Source organism: Marinilactibacillus sp. Marseille-P9653, assembly GCF_916618885.1.
Taxonomy (GTDB): Bacteria; Bacillota; Bacilli; order Lactobacillales; family Carnobacteriaceae_A; genus Marinilactibacillus.
On sequence record NZ_CAKAKH010000001.1, the window covers coordinates 422,328 to 442,010 of the forward strand.

Below are 19,683 nucleotides of genomic sequence, written 5' to 3' on the forward strand. Positions count from 1 at the left end.
CCTCTTTACAACGTGATTAAATTAAAATAAGATTAGAGAGAGGTGAAAAGAAATGATAAAATTCAATGATCTGTCTTCCAATGATAAAACCATACGATATCGCTGGACAGTCGAAGTTCCGTTCTTTGTTTTACTATTTATATTAACAGTATTCGAAGTAAACGTTATGACTATAGGTATTCTATATACAACCTCTATGATTTTTGGTCTGGTTTTTTACGGTCTAATCAATAACAAAAGGAATTACTCTGTTCGCAATCTATCAATCGACTCGATCGTATTATATTCAATCACTATTCTACAAATCTTATTTTTAACACCACTTTTGATAGATGCTATGGGAATTTCGTTTGAGAGTAGTTATTATTCACATATTTTTACCATATTAGTATCCTTGCTCATGACACATATATTTTGGTATATGGTTTTAATGGTTCAAAAACTTTATTTTAAAAGCAAAAATAACTGGAAAGCGAAAGCTAGTGGTTTATTCAATTCTACTTGGAGTTTTAAAAGGAACGATGTGGAGCCAGAGTCATAATCACATTATTCTAGGCTTGTTTACAACGAGTACTAGTGGTAAAGCATCCGTTATTTGAAATGCGGCAAAATTTATAGTTTAAAAGGAGTGGTCATTTGAACGAAAAAATTGAAAAAGTTTCTCTTATAAAAATTATTTTACATAGTGTTATGGCAGTTTTAATTGTGTTTGTATGTTACAGGGTGCTTATTGAATTTGTGCCAGAGTCTTATTCAAATCTTGCTCCTTCTCTAATTCAACTAACAGTGAATCTTGCTTTTATTTGGATTATAAAAAATCAACTCAATAAAAACAATATTCGGTTATTTGAAATTACGGGTAAAATTCAAGTTAAGCCAAAGGAAATGGCACTTTATATAGGGGGAGTTATAATTAAACTGTTACTTTCTTTCACGTTTCTCTTCTCGCTAATTCGTATAGCAATCGTTTTTATTGGTTCAGAACCTATCATGTCAGAACTGCTTTTAGATACATCAGATTCTTCATCAGGACTTGGAATAGGTACTTTGATTGCGACAGCTTTTCTAGCACCCATAGTGGAAGAGTTGATTTTTAGGGGAATATTACTAAACAAGTGGACAATGAAAATGAGCAATAAGAAGGCTTTATTTTGGAGTGCTTTATTGTTTGGGATTCTTCACTTTGACTCATTTGTTATTCCGCAGTTGTTAGGTGGATTGTTGTACGGAATGGCTTACTTGAAAACCAAAAAGCTCATTTACCCAATAGTCCTGCATGTCATCAATAATGTAGCGCTTGTATTATTGCTTGCTTTACCAGAATCAGAATTTACAGTAGAGAACATGGCTGAGGCAGCTCGAGAATTAATTTTTGCACTCAATATTAGTAGTGCAGGATTTTTAATTAGTTTACTACTTTTCGGGTGGTTTGTTTATAAAATAGGAAAAGATATCAACAATGAACAAGCTCCCTATCTTGTCCACTCGAAATAAGAAAGCAAAGGAAGAAGCCCGACCAAAAAGGTCGGGCTTCTTTTTAATTCATTTAAATCGAACAGCTACCATCTGCACATAGTCCTGCATCTGAATTACCCATGATTTGTAGACCAGGTTTAAGACCTAACTCATCAGCAACTTTCTGAAGGGTTTCTTGAAAGAGTTGTTGAGGTTGAGCGCCAGAGATGGCGTATTTTCTTTCCAGTACAAAGAAAGGCACACCTTGAACTCCAATGGCTTGTGCTTCTTGAATATCTCTAGCAACATCCTCAGCGTACTGATCACTAGACAATACTTCCAGAGCACCTTCACGAGACAAGCCCACATTTTCAGCGATATCCAGTAAAACTTCATCCACATTCAAGGCAAGGTTATCTAGAAAATGAGCTTTTAGTAAAGCTTCATCAATTTCTGAACCTTTTCCATTAGCTTCAGCGTATTTAGCTAATCGATGAGATTTTTTTGTATTGGCATTAATCATTTTAGAAAAGTCGTAATCTAGGCCAACTGACTGAGCGCGCTCTGTTACGGCTTCAAACATTCTATCTATTTGAGAAGCGCTCATGCCTTTTTTCTGCATTAAACTTTCTTTAATTGGATTTTCACCAGTCAAGGGAGTTGTCGGGTCTAGTTCGTAAGCTTTGAATTGAACCTCTACCTGACCAGACAATCCTGTCTCTTTTATCGCTTGTTCCAGTTCTCTTTTTCCTATATAGCAAAATGGACATACATAGTCTGACCATACTTCAATTTTCATAAAAACAATCACTTCTCTTCCTAAAAGTAAGTAACTATACTATACCAATAGTTTAGTTGAAATACAATGTACTTTAAAATATCAGATTCCTAAGGGATAATTGTTATTGTTCGTTTTTGTATGATTAATAAAGAAGATGTTATAACTTATGAAATAGTTCATAGCGTAAAAGACGAACGATAAGTGATATTATTTTATGTATATACCGGAAAAGATTGACTGTGATCAACTTAAAACTTATGATGAACTCAATAGACAACATTTAGTGGTAGTTTAAATAAAATGTTCGTGATTAGCTTTAGAGTTGGAGGGGTTATTCTTTGGAAAAAGGCATACTACTTTACGAAGGTAAGGCAAAAGAACTGTATGAAACGGATGATTCAACATTGTTATGGGTCACTTATAAAAACCAGGCAACAGCGGGTAACGGTGCAAAAAAAGAAATGATTGAAGAGAAAGGTAGATTAAATAATCAGATTACTAGTCGGATTTTCGAAAATTTAAAAGAAGCAGGCATTGAAAGTCACTTTGTTAAACAATTATCTGAAACAGAACAAGTGATTCAAAAAGTAGAAATGTTTGCACTGGAAGTTGTCGTGAGAAACGTTGCAGCTGGAAGCTTTTCGAAAAGATTAGGCGTAGAAGAAGGAACGTCTTTATCTTTTCCAGTTCTAGAGTTTTACCTTAAAGAAGATGCTTTAAATGACCCTATTATCAATGAAGATCATATACGAGTGCTTGAATTAGCAACAGACCTCCAAGTAGCGGAAATTAAAAAACAAACTTTAGAGATCAATGCTGCGCTTCAAGAAATGTTTGAAAAGATGTCTGTACGCTTAGTGGATTTTAAATTGGAATTTGGAAAAACAAGTGATGGAAGTATCCTTTTGGCGGATGAAGTTTCACCGGACACTTGTCGACTATGGGACTTAAACACGAACGAACGATTAGATAAAGATGTTTTCAGAAAAGATTTGGGCGATATCATTCCATTATATGAAGAAATATTGAATCGACTTACTCAACTATAAAAGGAGAACTGACGACATGTATAACGTAAAGGTTTATGTAACCTATAAAGAATCCATTCTTGACCCTCAAGGTGAAGCTGTAAGAGGCGCTGTTCACCGTATGGGATTTGATGAAATCGATGATATTCGAATTGGCAAATATTTTGAAATCAAAGTTTCTAGTCAAGAGGAACGAGATATTGAAGAAACGATTGAAACAATTTGTGACAAGTTGCTCGCGAATGTCGTGATGGAAACGTATCGCTATGAAATCGAAGAAGTAAAGGAGACGGTGTAAGGATGCGATTCGCTGTTATTCAATTTCCAGGTTCGAACTGTGATGTCGACTTGCTTCATGCCATTAGAGATGGTGTAGGCGAAGAAGCAGAATATGTTGCTCATACTGAAACAAGTCTTGAAGGTTTCGACGGGGTATTACTCCCAGGTGGTTTCTCTTATGGAGATTACCTTAGAAGTGGCGCGATTTCTCGATTCTCCAATATTATGAGCGAAGTTCAAAGGTTTGCTGAAGAAGGTAAGCCCGTTTTTGGAACCTGTAACGGATTTCAGATTTTAGTAGAAGCCGGTTTACTTCCAGGAGCTTTGCAAAGAAACAACCAACTACATTTTATTTGTAAAACGGTCGAACTGAAAGTTGAGAACAGCGAAACAAATTTCACCTCTCTTTACGAGCAAGGAGAAAAATTAACAATTCCAATTGCTCACGGCGAAGGTAGTTATTACTGTGATCCTGAAATGCTTCAGGAATTAAAAGATAACAATCAAATCGTTTTCTCTTATGCATCAGAAAATCCAAATGGATCTATAGAGAATATTGCTGGACTCGTTAATAAAGCAGGGAATGTTTTAGGCATGATGCCACACCCGGAACGTGCCATCGAAGAACTCTTAGGCTCAGAAGACGGACTACGTTTTTTCAAATCTATGGTACAGAATTTCTCAAAGGAGACCGCTAGCGTATGAAAACAATTCAGGAACCAACAGCTGAAATGATTAAAGATCAGAGAATTTACGCAGAATGGGGGCTAACTGACGAGGAATATCAAACGATATCTGAAGACATTCTTGGCCGCTTACCGAACTACACAGAAACGGGTTTATTCTCTGTTATGTGGAGTGAGCATTGTTCCTATAAAAATTCAAAACCTGTTTTGCGCAAATTTCCAACAAGTGGACCTCAAGTCCTCCAAGGGCCAGGCGAAGGTGCCGGTATCGTAGATATTGGAGATGGACAAGCGGTTGTATTCAAAGCAGAGAGCCATAATCATCCGTCCGCAGTAGAACCTTATGAAGGTGCAGCAACGGGTGTTGGTGGGATTATTCGCGATATTTTCAGTATGGGTGCACGTCCCATTGCCATGTTGGATTCTTTAAGATTTGGAGAACTGGATAATGAACGAACAAAATACTTATTAGAAGAAGTTGTTGCAGGTATTGGTGGATACGGTAACTGTATCGGTATCCCGACTGTTGGCGGTGAAATTGGATTTGATCCTGTTTATAAAGGGAATCCGCTAGTGAATGCGATGTGCGTTGGACTAATTGATCACAAAGATATTCAAAAAGGTCAGGCCAAGGGCGTTGGAAATACCATTATGTATGTTGGCGCCAAAACTGGTCGTGACGGCATCCACGGTGCGACATTTGCGTCTGTTGAGTTCAGTGATGAAGAAGAATCGGAACGTTCAGCTGTACAAGTTGGCGATCCGTTTATGGAAAAATTATTGATGGAAGCTTGTCTTGAACTCATTCAAGATCATCAAGACATTTTAGTTGGCATCCAGGATATGGGAGCAGCGGGGCTTGTTTCTTCTAGTTCTGAAATGGCTTCTAAAGCCGGCAGTGGAATGGTCTTGAATTTAGATGACGTTCCTCAGCGAGAAACGCAGATGACACCGTACGAAATGATGTTATCGGAATCTCAAGAACGTATGCTAATTTGTATTAAAAGAGGGTCTGAAGACCGCGTACAAGCATTATTTTCTAAATATGAACTGGATGCAGTGAATATTGGACACGTGACAGATGATGGCCAATATCAATTATTTCACCACGGTGTTCAAGTAGCCAATTTACCGGTAGATGCTTTAGCGGAAGAAGCGCCTGTATACTACAAACCTTATACGGAACCAGAAAGAATTCAACGCTTTAAAGAAATGAAAGATTTTTATCCAACGGTAACGGATGCTGGAGAAACCCTGAAACAATTATTACAACAACCAACGATTGCTTCAAAGAAATCCATTTTTGAAACTTATGACTCTATGGTGCGCACAAACACAGTTGTAGGACCAGGAAGTGACGCTGCCGTTCTTCGCATACGTGGCACTCAAAAAGCATTAGCAATGACAACAGACTGTAACGCACGCTATTTATACCTGAATCCAGAGATTGGTGGGCAGATGGCGGTCGCGGAAGCCGCTAGAAATATCGTAGCCAGTGGTGGCGAACCGTTAGCGATCACCGATTGTTTGAACTACGGAAATCCAGATAAACCAGAAGTGTTCTGGGAACTATGGACGTCCGCTGATGGGATTTCAACAGCTTGTGAAACGCTTGGAACACCAGTGATTTCCGGAAACGTATCACTTTACAATGAAACAAACGGAGAAGCGATTTATCCAACACCGATGATCGGTATGGTTGGACTCGTAAAAGATCTCGCTCACGTAACGACCTCTGATTTCAAACAATCAGGCGATAAAATCATTTTGGTTGGAGAAACGAAGCCAGATTTCAATGGAACAGAATTACAGAAATTACAATTAGGAAGAATCGAAGGAACGTTGTTCGACTTCGATATTCAAAAAGAAAAACAGATTCAAGATAAAGTTCTTGAAGCTATCCGAAACGGCTGGATCCAAAGTGCTCATGACCTTTCAGAGGGCGGGCTTGCAGTAGCGCTCGTTGAATCAGCTTTTAAAAACACATTAGGAACAGATATCACAGTAGATATGCCAAAAGAATGGTTATTCTCTGAATCACCATCACGCTTTATTCTTTCTGTTAAACCCGAACATGAAGAAAACGTAGTGGCATTATTCCAAGGAAAAGCAACTCAAATCGGAGAAGTAACTGACTCAAAAGTTGCGGCTCTAAAAACGCAAGACCAGCTAATCGAACTGAACATCAATGAACTGAAAACAGTATGGGAGGAAGCGATTCCGTGGTTGCTGAAATCAAAAGCTTAAATGAAGAATGTGGCGTCTTTGGTGTCTGGGGACATCCGGATGCAGCGAGTTTGAATTATTTTGGACTCCATAGCCTACAACACCGTGGCCAAGAAGGTGCCGGTATCGTATCAAATAACCATGGACGCTTAAAAGGACATCGTGATTTGGGTCTCCTTTCAGACGTTTTCAAAGACGAAAGAGAACTGGCTAGACTCGTTGGCGAAGCGGCTATTGGGCATGTTAGATATAGTACTGCTGGAAGCAACAGTATTTTAAACATCCAACCGTTTTTATTCAAATTTCATGACGAAGAAATTGCGCTTGCTCACAACGGTAATTTGATCAATGCGATGACACTTAGAAAAGAACTAGAAAAAGAAGGCGCCATTTTTCACTCCAATTCAGATACAGAAGTATTGATGCACTTGATTCGTCGCAGCAAACAAGAAACCTTGCTCGAAAGAATCAAAGAAAGTTTAAATGTCATCAAAGGCGCTTTTGCTTATTTGATGATGACGCCGAATGAAATGATTGGAGCGCTTGATCCGAATGGCTTCAGACCCTTATCGATCGGTCAGATGGAAAACGGGGCTTACGTACTGGCCAGTGAAACGTGTGCTTTAGACGTTGTAGGAGCCACCTTTGTTCGCGCTGTAGAACCGGGCGAGATGGTGATTATCAATGATGAAGGCTATACGATTGAAAAATACACAGAAGATACCTTGCTTCAGATTTGTTCGATGGAATATATTTATTTTGCACGTCCAGACTCTGATATTGCAGGTGTAAACGTTCATACAGCACGTAAAAATATGGGACGGAAACTAGCACAAGAATCACCAATTGATGCTGATATGGTTATTGGTGTGCCCAATTCTTCTTTATCTGCTGCGAGTGGTTACGCAGAAGAGAGCGGGATTCCTTATGAAATGGGACTCGTTAAGAATCAATATGTAGCAAGAACCTTTATCCAACCAACACAAGAACTGCGTGAACAAGGTGTTCGCATGAAATTGTCTGCTGTTAGAGGAGTAGTCGCTGGCAAGAAAGTGATCATGGTCGATGATTCTATTGTTCGTGGAACGACAAGTAAAAGAATCGTTCAACTCTTAAAAGATGCGGGAGCCGCTGAAGTGCATGTGCGAATTTCATCGCCACCACTGAAATATCCTTGTTTTTACGGGATCGATATTCAAAATCAAAAAGAACTAATTGCAGCGGATCACACGGTTGAAGAAATCAAAGAAGTGATTGGCGCAGACAGTTTATCTTTTTTAAGTATTGATGGAACCGTGGAATCAATCGGACTAAAATTTGATGCACCACATAATGGTCTATGTATGTCGTACTTTACAGGAGATTTCCCAACACCTTTATATGACTACGAGATGGATTATTTGCACACACTAGAGAAGATCAATGAACGCGATCCAATGTTCAGTAAATAAAGCGAACAGATAAAAAACAGGAGGTTTATTCAGATGGGAAATGCCTATGCGAACGCTGGCGTAGATGTAGAAGCCGGTTACGAAACAGTTGAAAGAATCAAGAAACATGCCAAACGAACAGAACGATTAGGTGTGATGGGTGCTTTAGGAGGTTTCGGTGGCGCATTTGATTTATCTGCAATAGACGTAAAAGAACCTGTACTGGTTTCTGGAACAGATGGCGTTGGAACGAAATTGTTGCTAGCGATCCAACAAGACAAGCATGACACAATCGGAATCGACTGCGTAGCGATGTGTGTGAATGATATTTTAGCTCAAGGCGCAGAACCATTGTATTTTTTGGACTACATTGCGACAGGAAAAAACGTTCCAGAAAGAATGGAACAGATTGTTGCTGGAATATCAGAAGGGTGCGTGCAGGCAGGCGCAGCGTTAATCGGGGGAGAAACTGCTGAAATGCCTGATATGTATGAAGAAGAAGCGTATGACCTAGCAGGATTTTGTGTTGGGGTTGCAGAAAAAACGCAGTTACTCACTACAGATAAAGTGAAAGCAGGAGACCAATTGATTGGTCTACCATCAAGCGGTATTCATTCCAATGGCTATTCACTGGTTAGAAAAGTGTTTTTTGAACAGAACGATTACAAAATAGATACCGAGTTTGAATCATTGAATGGTAGAACGCTCGGGCAAGAACTGCTTGAACCAACAAAGATTTACGTTCAACCTGTTTTACCATTAATCAAAGAGCAACTAATCCATGGTATTTCTCATATAACAGGCGGGGGATTTGTAGAAAATTTACCAAGAATGTTACCAGAAGGCTTAGTCGCCAAAGTAAAAAAAGGCACTTGGAACATACTGCCTATCTTTGCTTTGCTTGAAAAAGAAGGTCAGCTGAAGCCAGAAGAAATGTATGAGATTTTCAATATGGGTATTGGAATGGTCTTAGCAGTATCAGAAGATCATGTAGCCTCGGTTATGGAAAAATTAACCCAAAGTGGGGAATCACCTGTTTTAATCGGTGAAGTAGTAGAACAGTCAAGTCACTTAGATGGAGCGATTGTCTTTGAATAATCAAGAGAACCTAAAGATCGCCGTATTTGCTTCTGGAAATGGCTCGAATTTCGAAGTGATTGCGGAAGCTATTCAGAATGGTTCTATCAACGCGGAACTAAGTCTGTTGATCTGTGATCAGCCAGAAGCTTACGTTTTAAAACGTGCTGAAGCTAAAGCGATACCCGCGACCGTTTTACAGCCAAAACAGTATCAAACGAAGAAAGAGTTTGAAACGGTTCTGCTGAAACACCTTGAAAATCACGAAATCGACCTGATCATACTGGCGGGTTATATGCGCATCATCGGTAAAACTTTGTTGGATAAGTACACCGAACGCATTATCAATATCCATCCATCTTTGCTACCGGAATTTCCGGGTAAAAGTGGGATAGAGGATGCCTTTACTGCAGGTGTCAGTGAGACCGGAGTAACCGTTCACCTGGTCGATCAGGGTGTAGATACGGGCCCCATTTTGTCTCAACAGAAAGTCATGGTAGAATCAGATGAAACGTTGGAATCGCTGGAAGAAAAAATACATAAACTAGAACATTTGATGTATCCGAATGTGATTCAAACGTACATTGAAAAGTTGCAGAAGGAGCAGGTCAATTCATGAAGCGAGCACTGATTAGCGTATCAGATAAAACAAATATCGTAGAATTTGCACAGTCACTGATTCAAAATGACGTAGAAATCATTTCTACGGGAGGCACAAAAAAAATTTTAGAAGAAGCTGGAATCCCGACAATTTCGATTGAAGAGGTGACCGATTTTCCAGAAATGATGGATGGACGGGTTAAAACTTTGCATCCGTTGATTCATGGAGGACTACTAGGGCGCCGAGATTTAGAAAGTCATATGCAGGCAATGGAAGCTCATCAAATCAAGCCAATCGACTATGTCTGTGTGAATCTTTATCCCTTCAAAGAAACGATCACAAAAGCTGATGTCACTGCAGAAGAAGCCATTGAGCAAATCGATATTGGTGGACCGAGTATGTTAAGAAGTGCCGCTAAGAACTTTGAGTCCGTAACCGTTGTTGTAGACGCAAAGGACTACGCTAAAGTAATCGAAGAATTAGAAGCAGATGGAGAAACAAAACTTGAAACAAAACAAGCCCTAGCAGCAAAAGTTTTCCGTCACACAGCGAGTTATGATGCATTGATTGCGGACTACTTAACAGAGTTATCAAACGAGAAAGATCCAGAATCCGTTACCGTAACCTATAATAAAAAACAAAGTCTAAGGTATGGAGAAAATAGTCATCAGTCTGCTGTCTTTTATGAAGATCCAATGGCCGGTCCTTTTTCTATCGCGAAAGCAAAACAACTACACGGAAAAGAGCTCTCTTATAATAATATCAAAGATGCAGATGCGGCGATTCGCATGGCAAGAGAATTCACAGAACCTGTAGCCGTTGCCGTTAAGCATATGAATCCTTGCGGAATCGGTATTGGTGAAACCATTGAAGATGCTTTCGACCGAGCATATGAAGCAGATAGCATTTCAATATTTGGTGGGATTGTTGTATTAAATAGAGAAGTTTCTCTGGAAGTGGCTGAAAAACTGCACAAAATCTTTTTAGAGATTGTGATTGCACCGAGCTTTTCAGAAGAAGCGATGAGCCTTTTAAGTTCCAAGAAAAACATTCGCTTACTTGAACTAGATTTTTCACAAGCAAATTCTGGCGGAAAAGAATTGGTTTCTGTTTTAGGTGGACTACTGGTTCAAGATCAGGACTGGATCGAAGAAGCAGATAAGCCAGAATGGAAAGTGGCCACGAAAACTCAGCCAACGGACGAACAAATGAAGGCTTTAGCGTTCAACTGGAAAGTCGTTAAGCATGTTAAAAGTAATGCAATTGTTGTTGGAAACAGTGAACGTACGCTAGGGATTGGTGCCGGTCAGATGAACCGCGTCGGAGCGGTCAAAATTGCCATTGAACAAGCAGGTGACCTGGCATGGGGCGCTGCACTAGCGAGTGATGCCTTCTTCCCAATGGATGATAGTGTAGCTTATGCAGCTGAACATGGAATCAAAGCCATCATCCAACCCGGTGGAAGCATCAAGGATCAGGAATCCATTGACAAAGCAGATGAGTATGGCATTGCAATGGTCTTAACATCGACTCGACACTTCAGACATTAAGCCATTCAAAACGAAAGAGAAGTCTCCCTTCTCTTTCGTTTTTTACATAAAAATCACGGAATGAGGAATCCATTATGAATCTACTAGTTATTGGAAGTGGAGGTCGCGAGCACGCGATTGCAAAAAAAATAAATCAAAGTCCATTATCAGAAACAGTCTACTGTATCCCTGGTAACGCGGGTATGAAATTAGATGGGATCCAAATAAAAGACCTTCCTTTAGACGATCATGATCAGCTGATTGCCTTTGCGGTAGACCAACAAATTGAATGGACGATTATCGGACCAGAAGTTCCTTTGTTCGATGGACTAGCAGATGCGTTTTATAAAAATGGTCTGTCCGTGTTTGGACCATCCAAAGCCGCGACCTTAATTGAAGCATCCAAAGCATTTGCGAAAGAGCTAATGGTCAATCAAGGTATCCCGACAGCAGCTTATCAAGTGTTTGATGAATACGAAAAGGCAAAAGCGTATATTCAAGCGCAGGGCGCACCTATTGTGATTAAAGCAGATGGACTGGCCTCAGGAAAAGGCGTTATCGTAGCTGAAACAATGGAAGAAGCGCAAAAAGCACTGAAAGAAATGATGCAAGACAATAAATTTGGAGAGTCAGCTTCTCAAGTCGTCATTGAAGAATGTCTGGTAGGCGAAGAGTTTTCATTAATGGCTTTCGTTAATGGAAAAAATATTTATCCGATGCCCATTTCTCAAGACCATAAACGTTTGTTGGAATTAGATAAAGGACCAAATACTGGCGGGATGGGTGCCTATTCTCCAGTCCCCCATATTTCTGAGGAAACCGTAGCAGAAGCGATAAAAAGGATTCTAAAGCCAGCTGCGCAAGGGTTGGCTGATAGTCAAACCCCTTTTACAGGGATTTTATATGCCGGTGTGATTGCTACAGAATCAGGGCCTAAAACCATTGAGTTCAATGCGAGATTTGGAGATCCAGAAACACAAGTTGTTTTGAACCGAATGGAATCAGATCTTGTAGAAGTGATTACAGATATACTTGATGAAAAAGATCCAGAAATAAAGTGGAAAACGACAGGAGTAGATTTAGGCGTCGTTGTGGCAGCTAAAGGATACCCGGACAAGTACGACTTGGATATTTTGATTGAACCGATGGAATCTGAAGATACAACTACTTATTATGCTGGTGTAAAAGAAAAAGATGGTCACCTTTATTCTAATGGCGGACGTATTTATCTTTTAGAGGCTTACGGTGAATCTATAGCGGAAGCTCAGCAGAAAATTTATAATCAACTAAATAAAGTGAATTCCAAAAAAGTCATTTACCGAAAAGATATTGGAGACAAGGCGAAAAGAAGGTAAAAGATAGCTCGTTCCTATACTAGCAAGGTATAGGAATATCATTTGTTATAGTCATCAAACTGTAATAAAAGAATCGCTCCAATTCATTTCCAATTGAGAAGTCAGTACACTATACTTCTTATAGAAGACTGTGAACGTGGGGGAGATTTTTTGAAAAGAAACTGGCTAGCAGCTTCAGTAACTGCGCTCTTATTATTGAATACCAATGTATTATTCACACACTCGGTATTTGCCGAAAGTTCATTGGATGAACTACAGAAAGAAAAAGAGTCGATAGAAGAGCGAGCAACTGAGGTAGAAGGTACGATAGACGAACAAGATGCAACGTTAAGTGAGCTGGATCAACAAAGAGCAAGCCTGGAAAACGACATACAAAACCTTCAAATCAGTATAGGCGAACTGTCTATAGGGCTTGAAGAACAAAGCGCCATTTTAGAAGAGACAACTATTCAAATCGAGAATCTTCAGGATGAAGTGATTGTACTCAATCATGCAATCGAAAAAAGAAATCAGAAATTAGATACGCAAGCACGCGCTACTCAAACAGAATGGAACGCAGGGAATATCATACATACGATTGTAGCTTCTGAAAATCTTGCAGAAGTAATTGGACGTTTGAATATTGTAAATACACTGGTTTCTGCAAACCAAATGATGCTTGCTGATCAAGTTAGAGACCAGCAAGCAGTTGTCAAAGCAGAAGCACAGATGCAATTCGAAAAAGAAGAAGTGACTCACATACTCTATGAGATGGAACGGACAAGAGCTGAGCTTTCTTCACAACAAACAAAGCTTGATCGTCAAATCAACCAAGTTGTGGAACTGTATCAGATGACTACTGAAGAAAAAGAAACCTTTGTACAAGAGCAGTATGCACTTGCACTTCAATCAGCGGATGTTGATGGGGAAATCAATGCGGAAACAGAAAGAATACGTGTTGAAGAGAAATTAGCAGAAGAGAAAAGACTTGAAGAAGAACGCGTTGCGGCACAACTACTTGCAGAAAAGCAGGCTGAAGAGCAACTAGCAGCAGAAGCTGAAGCACAAGAGCAAAGAACGCAAGAAGCATTAGCAAGACAAGAAGCGCAAGAGAAAGCAGAACAAGAAAAAACATCAGAAAAATCTAAGGTACAAGCGCAATCAGTTGATTTAGAAAACGAAAAAGATACTCAAGTTAAGCCGAGTACTTCTACGAATCCATCACTAGCAACAGCGGAAGAAAGTCAGCAAAACGTAGAACTTGAGCAAAAAAATGAAACAAAACCGAAGCAAAAAACAGAGGTAGACCCTAAGCCGGAAGTGAGACCTAAACCAGAGCCCGTTATTGAAGAAAAAGAAGACGTTAGACCATCGCCGATTTCTTCTTTTCAATTGATCAAACCGGCTAGTGGCTACATTTCTTCTGGGTATGGTGTTAGAATCCACCCAGTCACTGGAACCCGCACGCAGCATAACGGAATAGATATTGCGGGGAGTGGTGCGATTATAGCGGCTGCTAGCGGAACGGTCAGCATTTCAAGCTACAGTTCTAGCTATGGTTACTATATCAAGATTAATCACGGTAATGGAATTGAAACCCTTTATGCACATTTACAACCCAATTTACTGGTTTCAGCAGGACAAACGGTTCAGCAAGGTCAACGAATTGGAACAATGGGAACGACGGGTGTTTCAACCGGCGTTCACTTACATTTTGAAGTTCGTGTAAACGGACAGTTCACTAATCCAGCAACATACATTGGATTATAGAAAAAAGCATCCACCATTGGTGGGTGCTTTTTTGGTCTATCGTTAAGGTAAATAGCGTTTATCTCGTTTGCCCAACTTTTTAGAGGAAAGAACTTGAAGTAAACCACTATTCACAGATAGCCCGAGCGCGATTGCGCCAGAAACTAGAAAGGTTTCAGTTGCATACATAAAGGCCATATCAGAGTGGCCTTCTATAAATGCCCGCATCATATTGTAAGCAGAACCTCCAGGAACGAGAGGAATAATGCCAGGGATTGCAAAGACGATTACAGGCATACGGTAGTAACGAGCAAACCACTGACTACAGTTCGCTACAAGAAAAGCAGCGACTCCAGCGCCGACAAAAAGATCCAGATTGATTTGAAAAGATAGAAAGTAATAGACAATCCAGCCCGTTGCTCCAGCTAAACTAGAAGTAATAATGGTTCTTTTAGGAACATTATATAAAATACCAAAACCAATTGTAGCAACAAAAGCAGCAAGAAAATAAGTGAGATACTGTGTAATCATAATACATTCTCCTTAACCTCAATAGGGTTCATAAATAGTGTCCATCAAACTTATAGGAAGGTCAGAACCATAGCGATTCCAATTCCAATCGCACCTGCTGTTAGTAAAGCTTTTGCCACCACAGCGACCCCAGCTAGCAGATGTCCCGCCATCAGATCACGGAAACTATTGGTGATGGCCATACCTGGAACAAGGCACATCACACTACCGATAATGATGGTATTGATGTCATTGCCTATACCCAAAGAAGTAAAGAAAACAGCACATAGCCCTATAAAGAAAGCAGCGACCATCTCTGCAAAGAAACTAACATTTGTCCAACGGTTGACGATATCAAAGAGAACGTGACCAAGCCCTCCAGCGACAAAGGAAGGTAGCATATCTTCGTACGTTCCTTCAAATAATAAAGGAAAACAGCCGCAAGCGCAGGCAATCGCTAGATTTCTCTGCCACTGATTGAAATTTCTAGGCGTTTGCTTGATTTCACGAAGTTTTTCTTTTACTTCGTCCGGAGAAAAGAGGGTTTGAGTGAGGTTTCGAGATAGTTCATTCACTTTGGCCACTTTTTCAAGGTTTGTTTGTCGCTCATTCACCCGCAGTAATTCAGTATGGTCTTGTTTATCTTTTCCTTGAACCGTTAAAATCAAAGCGGTTGGTACAACAAAGACATTGATGTAAACCAGGTCATAGGTTTTTGCAATTCGATACAATGTGTCTTCTACTCGATACGTCTCTGCACCATTTTCGAGCATAACCTGTCCTGCTTCAACACAAACGTCCAGAATATCCGCTACTGGATAACTTTCCAAGCCATTCCCTTCTTTCCAATAAAATTCAATAAACTCAGTATAACGATATCAGTATCAAAAATCGATAGAGAACAAAAAAGAATCCTTAAAAGAAAAAGCCAAGCGAGTATGTAGAGGTGTATTTAAAAAGGTGAGAACGTTATTCACATTAGAATATTATCTAAAAGCACTACTTTTAATCAAAAACAAAGAATCCCTTTTGCAAAATCAAAAATATGCTACAATGGTCTGGATGTAGTTTGAATAGGTAGAATGATGGAAAGAATACAACGCAACGGAGAGGGTTGAACACAATGGTAGAAGGACAGGTAGGGGAATTTACAGAACAAAGTCCTTTAATTAAAGAAATATCTGCAGGAAAAGAAGTTTTTTGGGAGAATCCTGCATACTTGAAAGCTGAAGAAGCAAATAGACACACAAAATATTCAATGAAAGATATAGAAGACGTAGAAGCCAGACTTCAAAGATTTGCGTCATACATTCAAATCGCTTTTCCTGAAACACAAAAAATGGAAGGTATCATTGAATCCGAATTAATGGAAATACCATCTATGAGAAATTGGTTGAACGAAGTGAATGAAGAAACCATTCAAGGGAAATTATGGTTAAAACGTGATGATCTCCTGCCCATTTCTGGGACAATCAAAGCCAGAGGTGCGATTTATGAAGTGCTGAAACATGCAGAAACCATCGCACTAGAACAAGGCATGTTAAATAGCATCGAAGAAGATTACGCTATTTTCGCTAGTGATGAGTTCAAGGCATTTTTTGCTCAGCATCACATCGCAGTAGGGACAACAGGAAATCTCGGTATTAGCGTAGGGACGATGGGAAGTAAATTGGGCTTCAACGTAACTGTCCATATGTCTGTAGAAGCGAAGCAATGGAAGAAAGACTACTTACGTTCAAAAGGTGTAAAAGTTATTGAACATGATACGAATTTTTCTAAAGCTGTTGAACAGGGAAGAGAAGAATCTAACGCGAATCCAAACAGTTACTTTGTAGATGATGAACACTCAGAAGAGTTGTTCCTCGGTTATACGGTTGGTGGATACCGTATGAAAAAGCAGCTAGATAAAAAGGGAATCAAGGTCGACGAAAATCATCCATTGTTTGTTTACTTGCCATGCGGAATCGGGGGTTCTCCAAGTGGGATTACATTTGGAATGAAACAAGCTTTTGGAGATCATGTACATTGTATTTTCGCAGAACCGACCAAAATGCCGAGCATGCTAGTCGGTCTGGATTCAAGACTATACGATGAAATTTCAGTTGAAGAAATTGGACTAGGTGGACTAACGGTTGCAGACGGGCTAGCCGTTCCGAGAACTTCAGGTTTGGTCGCTAAACTAATGCATAATTATTTCAGTGCAGGCTATAGCATAAAAGATGATATTTTTCGTCAGTTGTTATTTAATTTATATGACAAAGAAACGATATTCCTTGAGCCGGCAGCCGTTGCAGGACTAGTAGGTCCTCAAAGATTACTAGGATCAGAAGCAGGGAAACATTATATTCAGCGTCATCACTTAACAAATAAACTGTCTCAAGCTACACATATCGCTTGGGCAACTGGTGGGTCCATGGTGCCTGAAGAGAATAAAAAGACTTTCTTAAAAGAAGGTCAATCCGTCAGTGAACAACTGATTTAAATGAAACGATGAATACAAGTTGTAATAAGTTTAAATAAAAGACTACGTGGCCATTTTTACAAGATGGACACGTAGTCTTTTTCGTTTACTTCAAGCCTGAAGTAAACCGTATTTTGTAAATCTTTCTCCTAAATATCGTTTTTTGGAATACCGATTCAAAGTAGAATAATTGATAGGGTAGGTTTTTTGTAAATTAGAAACAATTGTTTTAATTTCAGGTTTGCTGATCATCAAAATAATAGGATCATTCACGATGAGATCGACTAACAGTTTTTCTAGCTTAGGTGTATAGTAAAAGCTATCAATATGATTAACAGGTGCGTCTACATAGAGTTTATTTAAAATAATATTATGTGACTTAGGGGATATATAGTGCTCATAAATAGATTCTTCAGGTGAAAGAAACACGTTTTCATGGCTCTGCTTGATTTGATCAAAGGCAGAAGTCAAGGAAGACGCTTCGACATCAATCATAATATTATGGTATGGATATGTATGATCCGAATAATCAGTCAACCAATCAGTAGAGTAAATCGAGAATTTTGACTGCGGCATAGATGTCTGTATCGTTCTTACGATCTGATCCATCTCAGGTGTTGATTCATGAGTAAAGGATTTTTTGTCCTTTAAAGCATACTACCCACGTTTGGGACTATAGATCACTTGTAACTTTTTGAGTTCATGAATTCGCCACCGTAGTGTATTGTAGCTTAAAGAAGCGTCGAATTTCCTGTAAAATGAAAGCAGTCTGCTAGTATCTACAGGTTGATGGTGTTTTAAAAAATATTGAAGTTCATTGACTTTGAAAGTTGAATTCACAAAATGCCTCCCCTTTATATAGCATTTGCTATTATATTATTTATGTATCTCAGATATTACATCAAGTATATCAGAATAAAATAAAATAACAGAATGTAATCATTCGAACTATGGATTTATTTTTAATGTTCGTTAATAAGGCTGAAAAGTATCTGATTTGTTTTTATTGCTACTTGATTCTATGATGAAATAGCGTTATCTACAGTTTAATTAGTGAATAATAACATAATAATCAATTAGTTGTAGGATTTCAAAAAAATAAGAAGAACAAAATTGTTTATTTCTAAAGATTAAATTAGTCATAAACAAGTAGTTATAATTTCAGCTCAAAAGTCTACAATTTTTCACAAATATGGATAGAATTAGATTGGGAAGCTTTAATTAAATAAAGAACCCCGCTTCCTAATTTTATAGGAACGGGGTTCGACGACGTCAAGCCATAGTTATTTTAGATTCTTTTTTGCGTTTATTATATTTTCTAAGCTTCAATGCATGGTATACAATTCGTCCAATCGTGGTCGCAATAAAGATCCAAAGTACAAGCATATAAACTCTTTGAAAACTAATTTCAAAAGAACTTTGGTATTCAATGCCGTACTGGATATAAAGCGTCCAACCCCAGAATAGTGCGATAAATAAATTACTGAAAATATGAAACAAGCGTTTATTTCGTTCTGTTTTAAACACTTTAACCCCTCCTCGACTAGGTGAACCAACTTAAATAGACATTTTTATAGAATTTAAATTATATATGATTTATTGAATGTAGGGCAAGACTTATGGTTGATTTAGAGAAAGATAACGCTTTCTTACTTACTATTCTATCACTTTGTTACAGGTTTGTAAAAGGGGGCGTATGATTTTTTCTTACTTTGGACCTGTCTCAACAAATATGTACATGTGAGTTGATGTGTAGGGGTCAAAAACGGTATTATAAGATATGAGAATGTATTAAATGATTTTTAAAAATTTGCAGTAGAATATAAGGAGACCTATAAAAAGTATGAAAACATTTAAACGTATGCCAAAACACATTGGCGTTATTCCAGATGGAAATCGTCGTTGGGCGGTCGGACAAGGTTTGCAGAAAACAGATGGCTATCCGCATGGAATTGGACCAGGGTTAGAATTGTATGAAGCGTGTCTGGAATTAGGTGTGGAGGAAATGACTTTTTATGGTTTCACAATGGATAACGTAAAAAGACCTTCTCTTCAAACGAAAGCTTTCCAGAAAGCATGCGTGGATTCTGTAAATGAACTGAAAAAACGTGATGCCGATTTACTGGTACTGGGTAATACAGACTCGAAGGTTTTTCCAAAGGAATTACTTCCGTATGCTATGAACCGTACACAATTTGGTGAAGGTAAAATGAAAGTAAACTTTTTAGTGAATTATGGATGGAACTGGGATCTGAATTATGCTCTAAATCATGAGGAAACAGAAAAAACAGGTGATTTGATTGACAATATTGCTTCTAAAGATGTTTCTCGTATGGATATGGTCTTAAGATGGGGCGGTCGCCGAAGACTGAGTGGGTTTTTACCTATCCAATCTGTCTATTCTGATATTTTTGTAATCGATGAATACTGGCCAGATTATAAGAATCAGCATTTATATGATGCACTTGATTGGTATCAGAAAACTGATGTTACGTTAGGTGGATAAGAATAAGACCTTATCAATATACGGAGGTATA

At 38.9% G+C, this 19,683-nt stretch carries 18 protein-coding genes and 1 pseudogene; 14 read left to right on the top strand and 5 right to left on the bottom strand.

Annotated features, from left to right (window positions below):
• The first annotated feature begins 52 nt into the window (after positions 1-52).
• Together LG377_RS02075 and LG377_RS02080 are read left to right on the top strand one after the other, a co-directional pair.
• Positions 53-541 carry a hypothetical protein gene (locus LG377_RS02075; protein ID WP_225743067.1) on the top strand — a complete coding sequence of 163 codons (489 nt, stop codon included), beginning with the start codon at positions 53-55 and terminating at the stop codon, positions 539-541.
• Positions 542-636: 95 nt separating this feature from the next.
• A complete protein-coding gene (locus LG377_RS02080) occupies positions 637-1,494 on the top strand; it encodes a CPBP family intramembrane glutamic endopeptidase (protein WP_225743068.1) in 858 nt (285 codons plus the stop codon).
• Positions 1,495-1,546: 52 nt separating this feature from the next.
• Here the strand turns inward: LG377_RS02080 and LG377_RS02085 are convergent, their stop codons facing one another.
• The gene (locus tag LG377_RS02085; protein WP_225743069.1) at positions 1,547-2,254 is read right to left on the bottom strand and encodes a DsbA family protein; all 708 of its coding nucleotides are present in this window, start codon (positions 2,252-2,254) and stop codon (positions 1,547-1,549) included.
• 320 nt (positions 2,255-2,574) lie between these two features.
• Here LG377_RS02085 and purC point away from each other — a divergent pair, with 320 nt between their 5' ends.
• From purC to LG377_RS02135, 10 genes are all read left to right on the top strand, one after another.
• A complete protein-coding gene (purC, locus tag LG377_RS02090) occupies positions 2,575-3,285 on the top strand; it encodes a phosphoribosylaminoimidazolesuccinocarboxamide synthase (RefSeq protein WP_225743070.1) in 711 nt (236 codons plus the stop codon).
• A 16-nt stretch (positions 3,286-3,301) separates the two neighbouring features.
• Positions 3,302-3,562 (top strand): phosphoribosylformylglycinamidine synthase subunit PurS, encoded by a 261-nt coding sequence (gene purS, locus LG377_RS02095; RefSeq protein ID WP_225743071.1) that lies wholly within the window; start codon positions 3,302-3,304, stop codon positions 3,560-3,562.
• Positions 3,563-3,564: 2 nt separating this feature from the next.
• Positions 3,565-4,248, top strand: a complete 684-nt coding sequence (gene purQ, locus LG377_RS02100; RefSeq protein WP_225743072.1) for a phosphoribosylformylglycinamidine synthase subunit PurQ — start codon at positions 3,565-3,567, stop codon at positions 4,246-4,248.
• The gene (purL, locus tag LG377_RS02105; protein ID WP_225743073.1) at positions 4,245-6,476 is read left to right on the top strand and encodes a phosphoribosylformylglycinamidine synthase subunit PurL; all 2,232 of its coding nucleotides are present in this window, start codon (positions 4,245-4,247) and stop codon (positions 6,474-6,476) included. Before purQ ends, purL begins: the two co-directional genes overlap by 4 nt.
• The gene (gene purF, locus LG377_RS02110) at positions 6,452-7,906 is read left to right on the top strand and encodes an amidophosphoribosyltransferase (protein WP_225743074.1); all 1,455 of its coding nucleotides are present in this window, start codon (positions 6,452-6,454) and stop codon (positions 7,904-7,906) included. The genes purL and purF overlap by 25 nt, the downstream gene beginning before the upstream one ends.
• Before the next feature lie 33 nt (positions 7,907-7,939).
• Complete coding sequence (purM, locus tag LG377_RS02115; protein WP_225743075.1) at positions 7,940-8,983, top strand: phosphoribosylformylglycinamidine cyclo-ligase; 1,044 nt, start codon at positions 7,940-7,942, stop codon at positions 8,981-8,983.
• The gene (purN, locus tag LG377_RS02120) at positions 8,976-9,581 is read left to right on the top strand and encodes a phosphoribosylglycinamide formyltransferase (RefSeq protein ID WP_225743076.1); all 606 of its coding nucleotides are present in this window, start codon (positions 8,976-8,978) and stop codon (positions 9,579-9,581) included. Before purM ends, purN begins: the two co-directional genes overlap by 8 nt.
• The gene (gene purH / locus LG377_RS02125) at positions 9,578-11,113 is read left to right on the top strand and encodes a bifunctional phosphoribosylaminoimidazolecarboxamide formyltransferase/IMP cyclohydrolase (protein ID WP_225743077.1); all 1,536 of its coding nucleotides are present in this window, start codon (positions 9,578-9,580) and stop codon (positions 11,111-11,113) included. The genes purN and purH overlap by 4 nt, the downstream gene beginning before the upstream one ends.
• A 74-nt stretch (positions 11,114-11,187) precedes the next feature.
• On the top strand, positions 11,188-12,447 hold the full coding sequence (purD, locus tag LG377_RS02130) for a phosphoribosylamine--glycine ligase (protein ID WP_225743078.1): 1,260 nt from the start codon (positions 11,188-11,190) through the stop codon (positions 12,445-12,447).
• Between the two features lie 150 nt (positions 12,448-12,597).
• Positions 12,598-14,196 carry a peptidoglycan DD-metalloendopeptidase family protein gene (locus LG377_RS02135; protein WP_225743079.1) on the top strand — a complete coding sequence of 533 codons (1,599 nt, stop codon included), beginning with the start codon at positions 12,598-12,600 and terminating at the stop codon, positions 14,194-14,196.
• Positions 14,197-14,238: 42 nt separating this feature from the next.
• Here LG377_RS02135 and LG377_RS02140 read toward each other — a convergent pair whose 3' ends face one another.
• Both LG377_RS02140 and LG377_RS02145 read right to left on the bottom strand, forming a co-directional pair.
• Positions 14,239-14,706 carry a threonine/serine exporter family protein gene (locus LG377_RS02140; RefSeq protein ID WP_225743080.1) on the bottom strand — a complete coding sequence of 156 codons (468 nt, stop codon included), beginning with the start codon at positions 14,704-14,706 and terminating at the stop codon, positions 14,239-14,241.
• A gap of 50 nt (positions 14,707-14,756) precedes the next feature.
• Positions 14,757-15,515: a threonine/serine exporter family protein gene (locus tag LG377_RS02145; protein WP_225743081.1), complete on the bottom strand. Its 759-nt coding sequence runs from the start codon at positions 15,513-15,515 to the stop codon at positions 14,757-14,759.
• 293 nt (positions 15,516-15,808) lie between these two features.
• Here LG377_RS02145 and LG377_RS02150 point away from each other — a divergent pair, with 293 nt between their 5' ends.
• Positions 15,809-17,167, top strand: a complete 1,359-nt coding sequence (locus tag LG377_RS02150; RefSeq protein WP_225743082.1) for a D-serine ammonia-lyase — start codon at positions 15,809-15,811, stop codon at positions 17,165-17,167.
• A 90-nt stretch (positions 17,168-17,257) separates the two neighbouring features.
• Here LG377_RS02150 and LG377_RS02155 read toward each other — a convergent pair.
• Both LG377_RS02155 and LG377_RS02160 read right to left on the bottom strand, forming a co-directional pair.
• A pseudogene (locus LG377_RS02155) lies at positions 17,258-17,791 on the bottom strand (DUF6577 family protein); the annotation flags it as partial.
• 627 nt (positions 17,792-18,418) lie between these two features.
• Positions 18,419-18,673, bottom strand: a complete 255-nt coding sequence (locus tag LG377_RS02160; RefSeq protein WP_225743084.1) for a hypothetical protein — start codon at positions 18,671-18,673, stop codon at positions 18,419-18,421.
• A 316-nt stretch (positions 18,674-18,989) separates the two neighbouring features.
• Between LG377_RS02160 and LG377_RS02165 the strand changes: the two genes are divergently transcribed.
• Positions 18,990-19,652, top strand: coding sequence for an undecaprenyl diphosphate synthase family protein (locus tag LG377_RS02165; protein WP_225743085.1), 663 nt, complete (start codon positions 18,990-18,992; stop codon positions 19,650-19,652).
• Positions 19,653-19,683 lie beyond the last annotated feature (31 nt).

Excerpts from the sequence above, each read along its gene's own strand:
- LG377_RS02075 (WP_225743067.1), top strand. The coding sequence starts at position 53 with ATGATAAAATTCAATGATCTGTCTTCCAATGATAAAACCATACGATAT.
- LG377_RS02085 (WP_225743069.1), bottom strand. The coding sequence starts at position 2,254 with ATGAAAATTGAAGTATGGTCAGACTATGTATGTCCATTTTGCTATATA.
- purS (WP_225743071.1), top strand. The coding sequence starts at position 3,302 with ATGTATAACGTAAAGGTTTATGTAACCTATAAAGAATCCATTCTTGAC.
- purQ (WP_225743072.1), top strand. The coding sequence starts at position 3,565 with ATGCGATTCGCTGTTATTCAATTTCCAGGTTCGAACTGTGATGTCGAC.
- purL (WP_225743073.1), top strand. The coding sequence starts at position 4,245 with ATGAAAACAATTCAGGAACCAACAGCTGAAATGATTAAAGATCAGAGA.
- purM (WP_225743075.1), top strand. The coding sequence starts at position 7,940 with ATGGGAAATGCCTATGCGAACGCTGGCGTAGATGTAGAAGCCGGTTAC.
- purH (WP_225743077.1), top strand. The coding sequence starts at position 9,578 with ATGAAGCGAGCACTGATTAGCGTATCAGATAAAACAAATATCGTAGAA.
- purD (WP_225743078.1), top strand. The coding sequence starts at position 11,188 with ATGAATCTACTAGTTATTGGAAGTGGAGGTCGCGAGCACGCGATTGCA.
- LG377_RS02140 (WP_225743080.1), bottom strand. The coding sequence starts at position 14,706 with ATGATTACACAGTATCTCACTTATTTTCTTGCTGCTTTTGTTGCTACA.
- LG377_RS02150 (WP_225743082.1), top strand. The coding sequence starts at position 15,809 with ATGGTAGAAGGACAGGTAGGGGAATTTACAGAACAAAGTCCTTTAATT.
- LG377_RS02165 (WP_225743085.1), top strand. The coding sequence starts at position 18,990 with ATGAAAACATTTAAACGTATGCCAAAACACATTGGCGTTATTCCAGAT.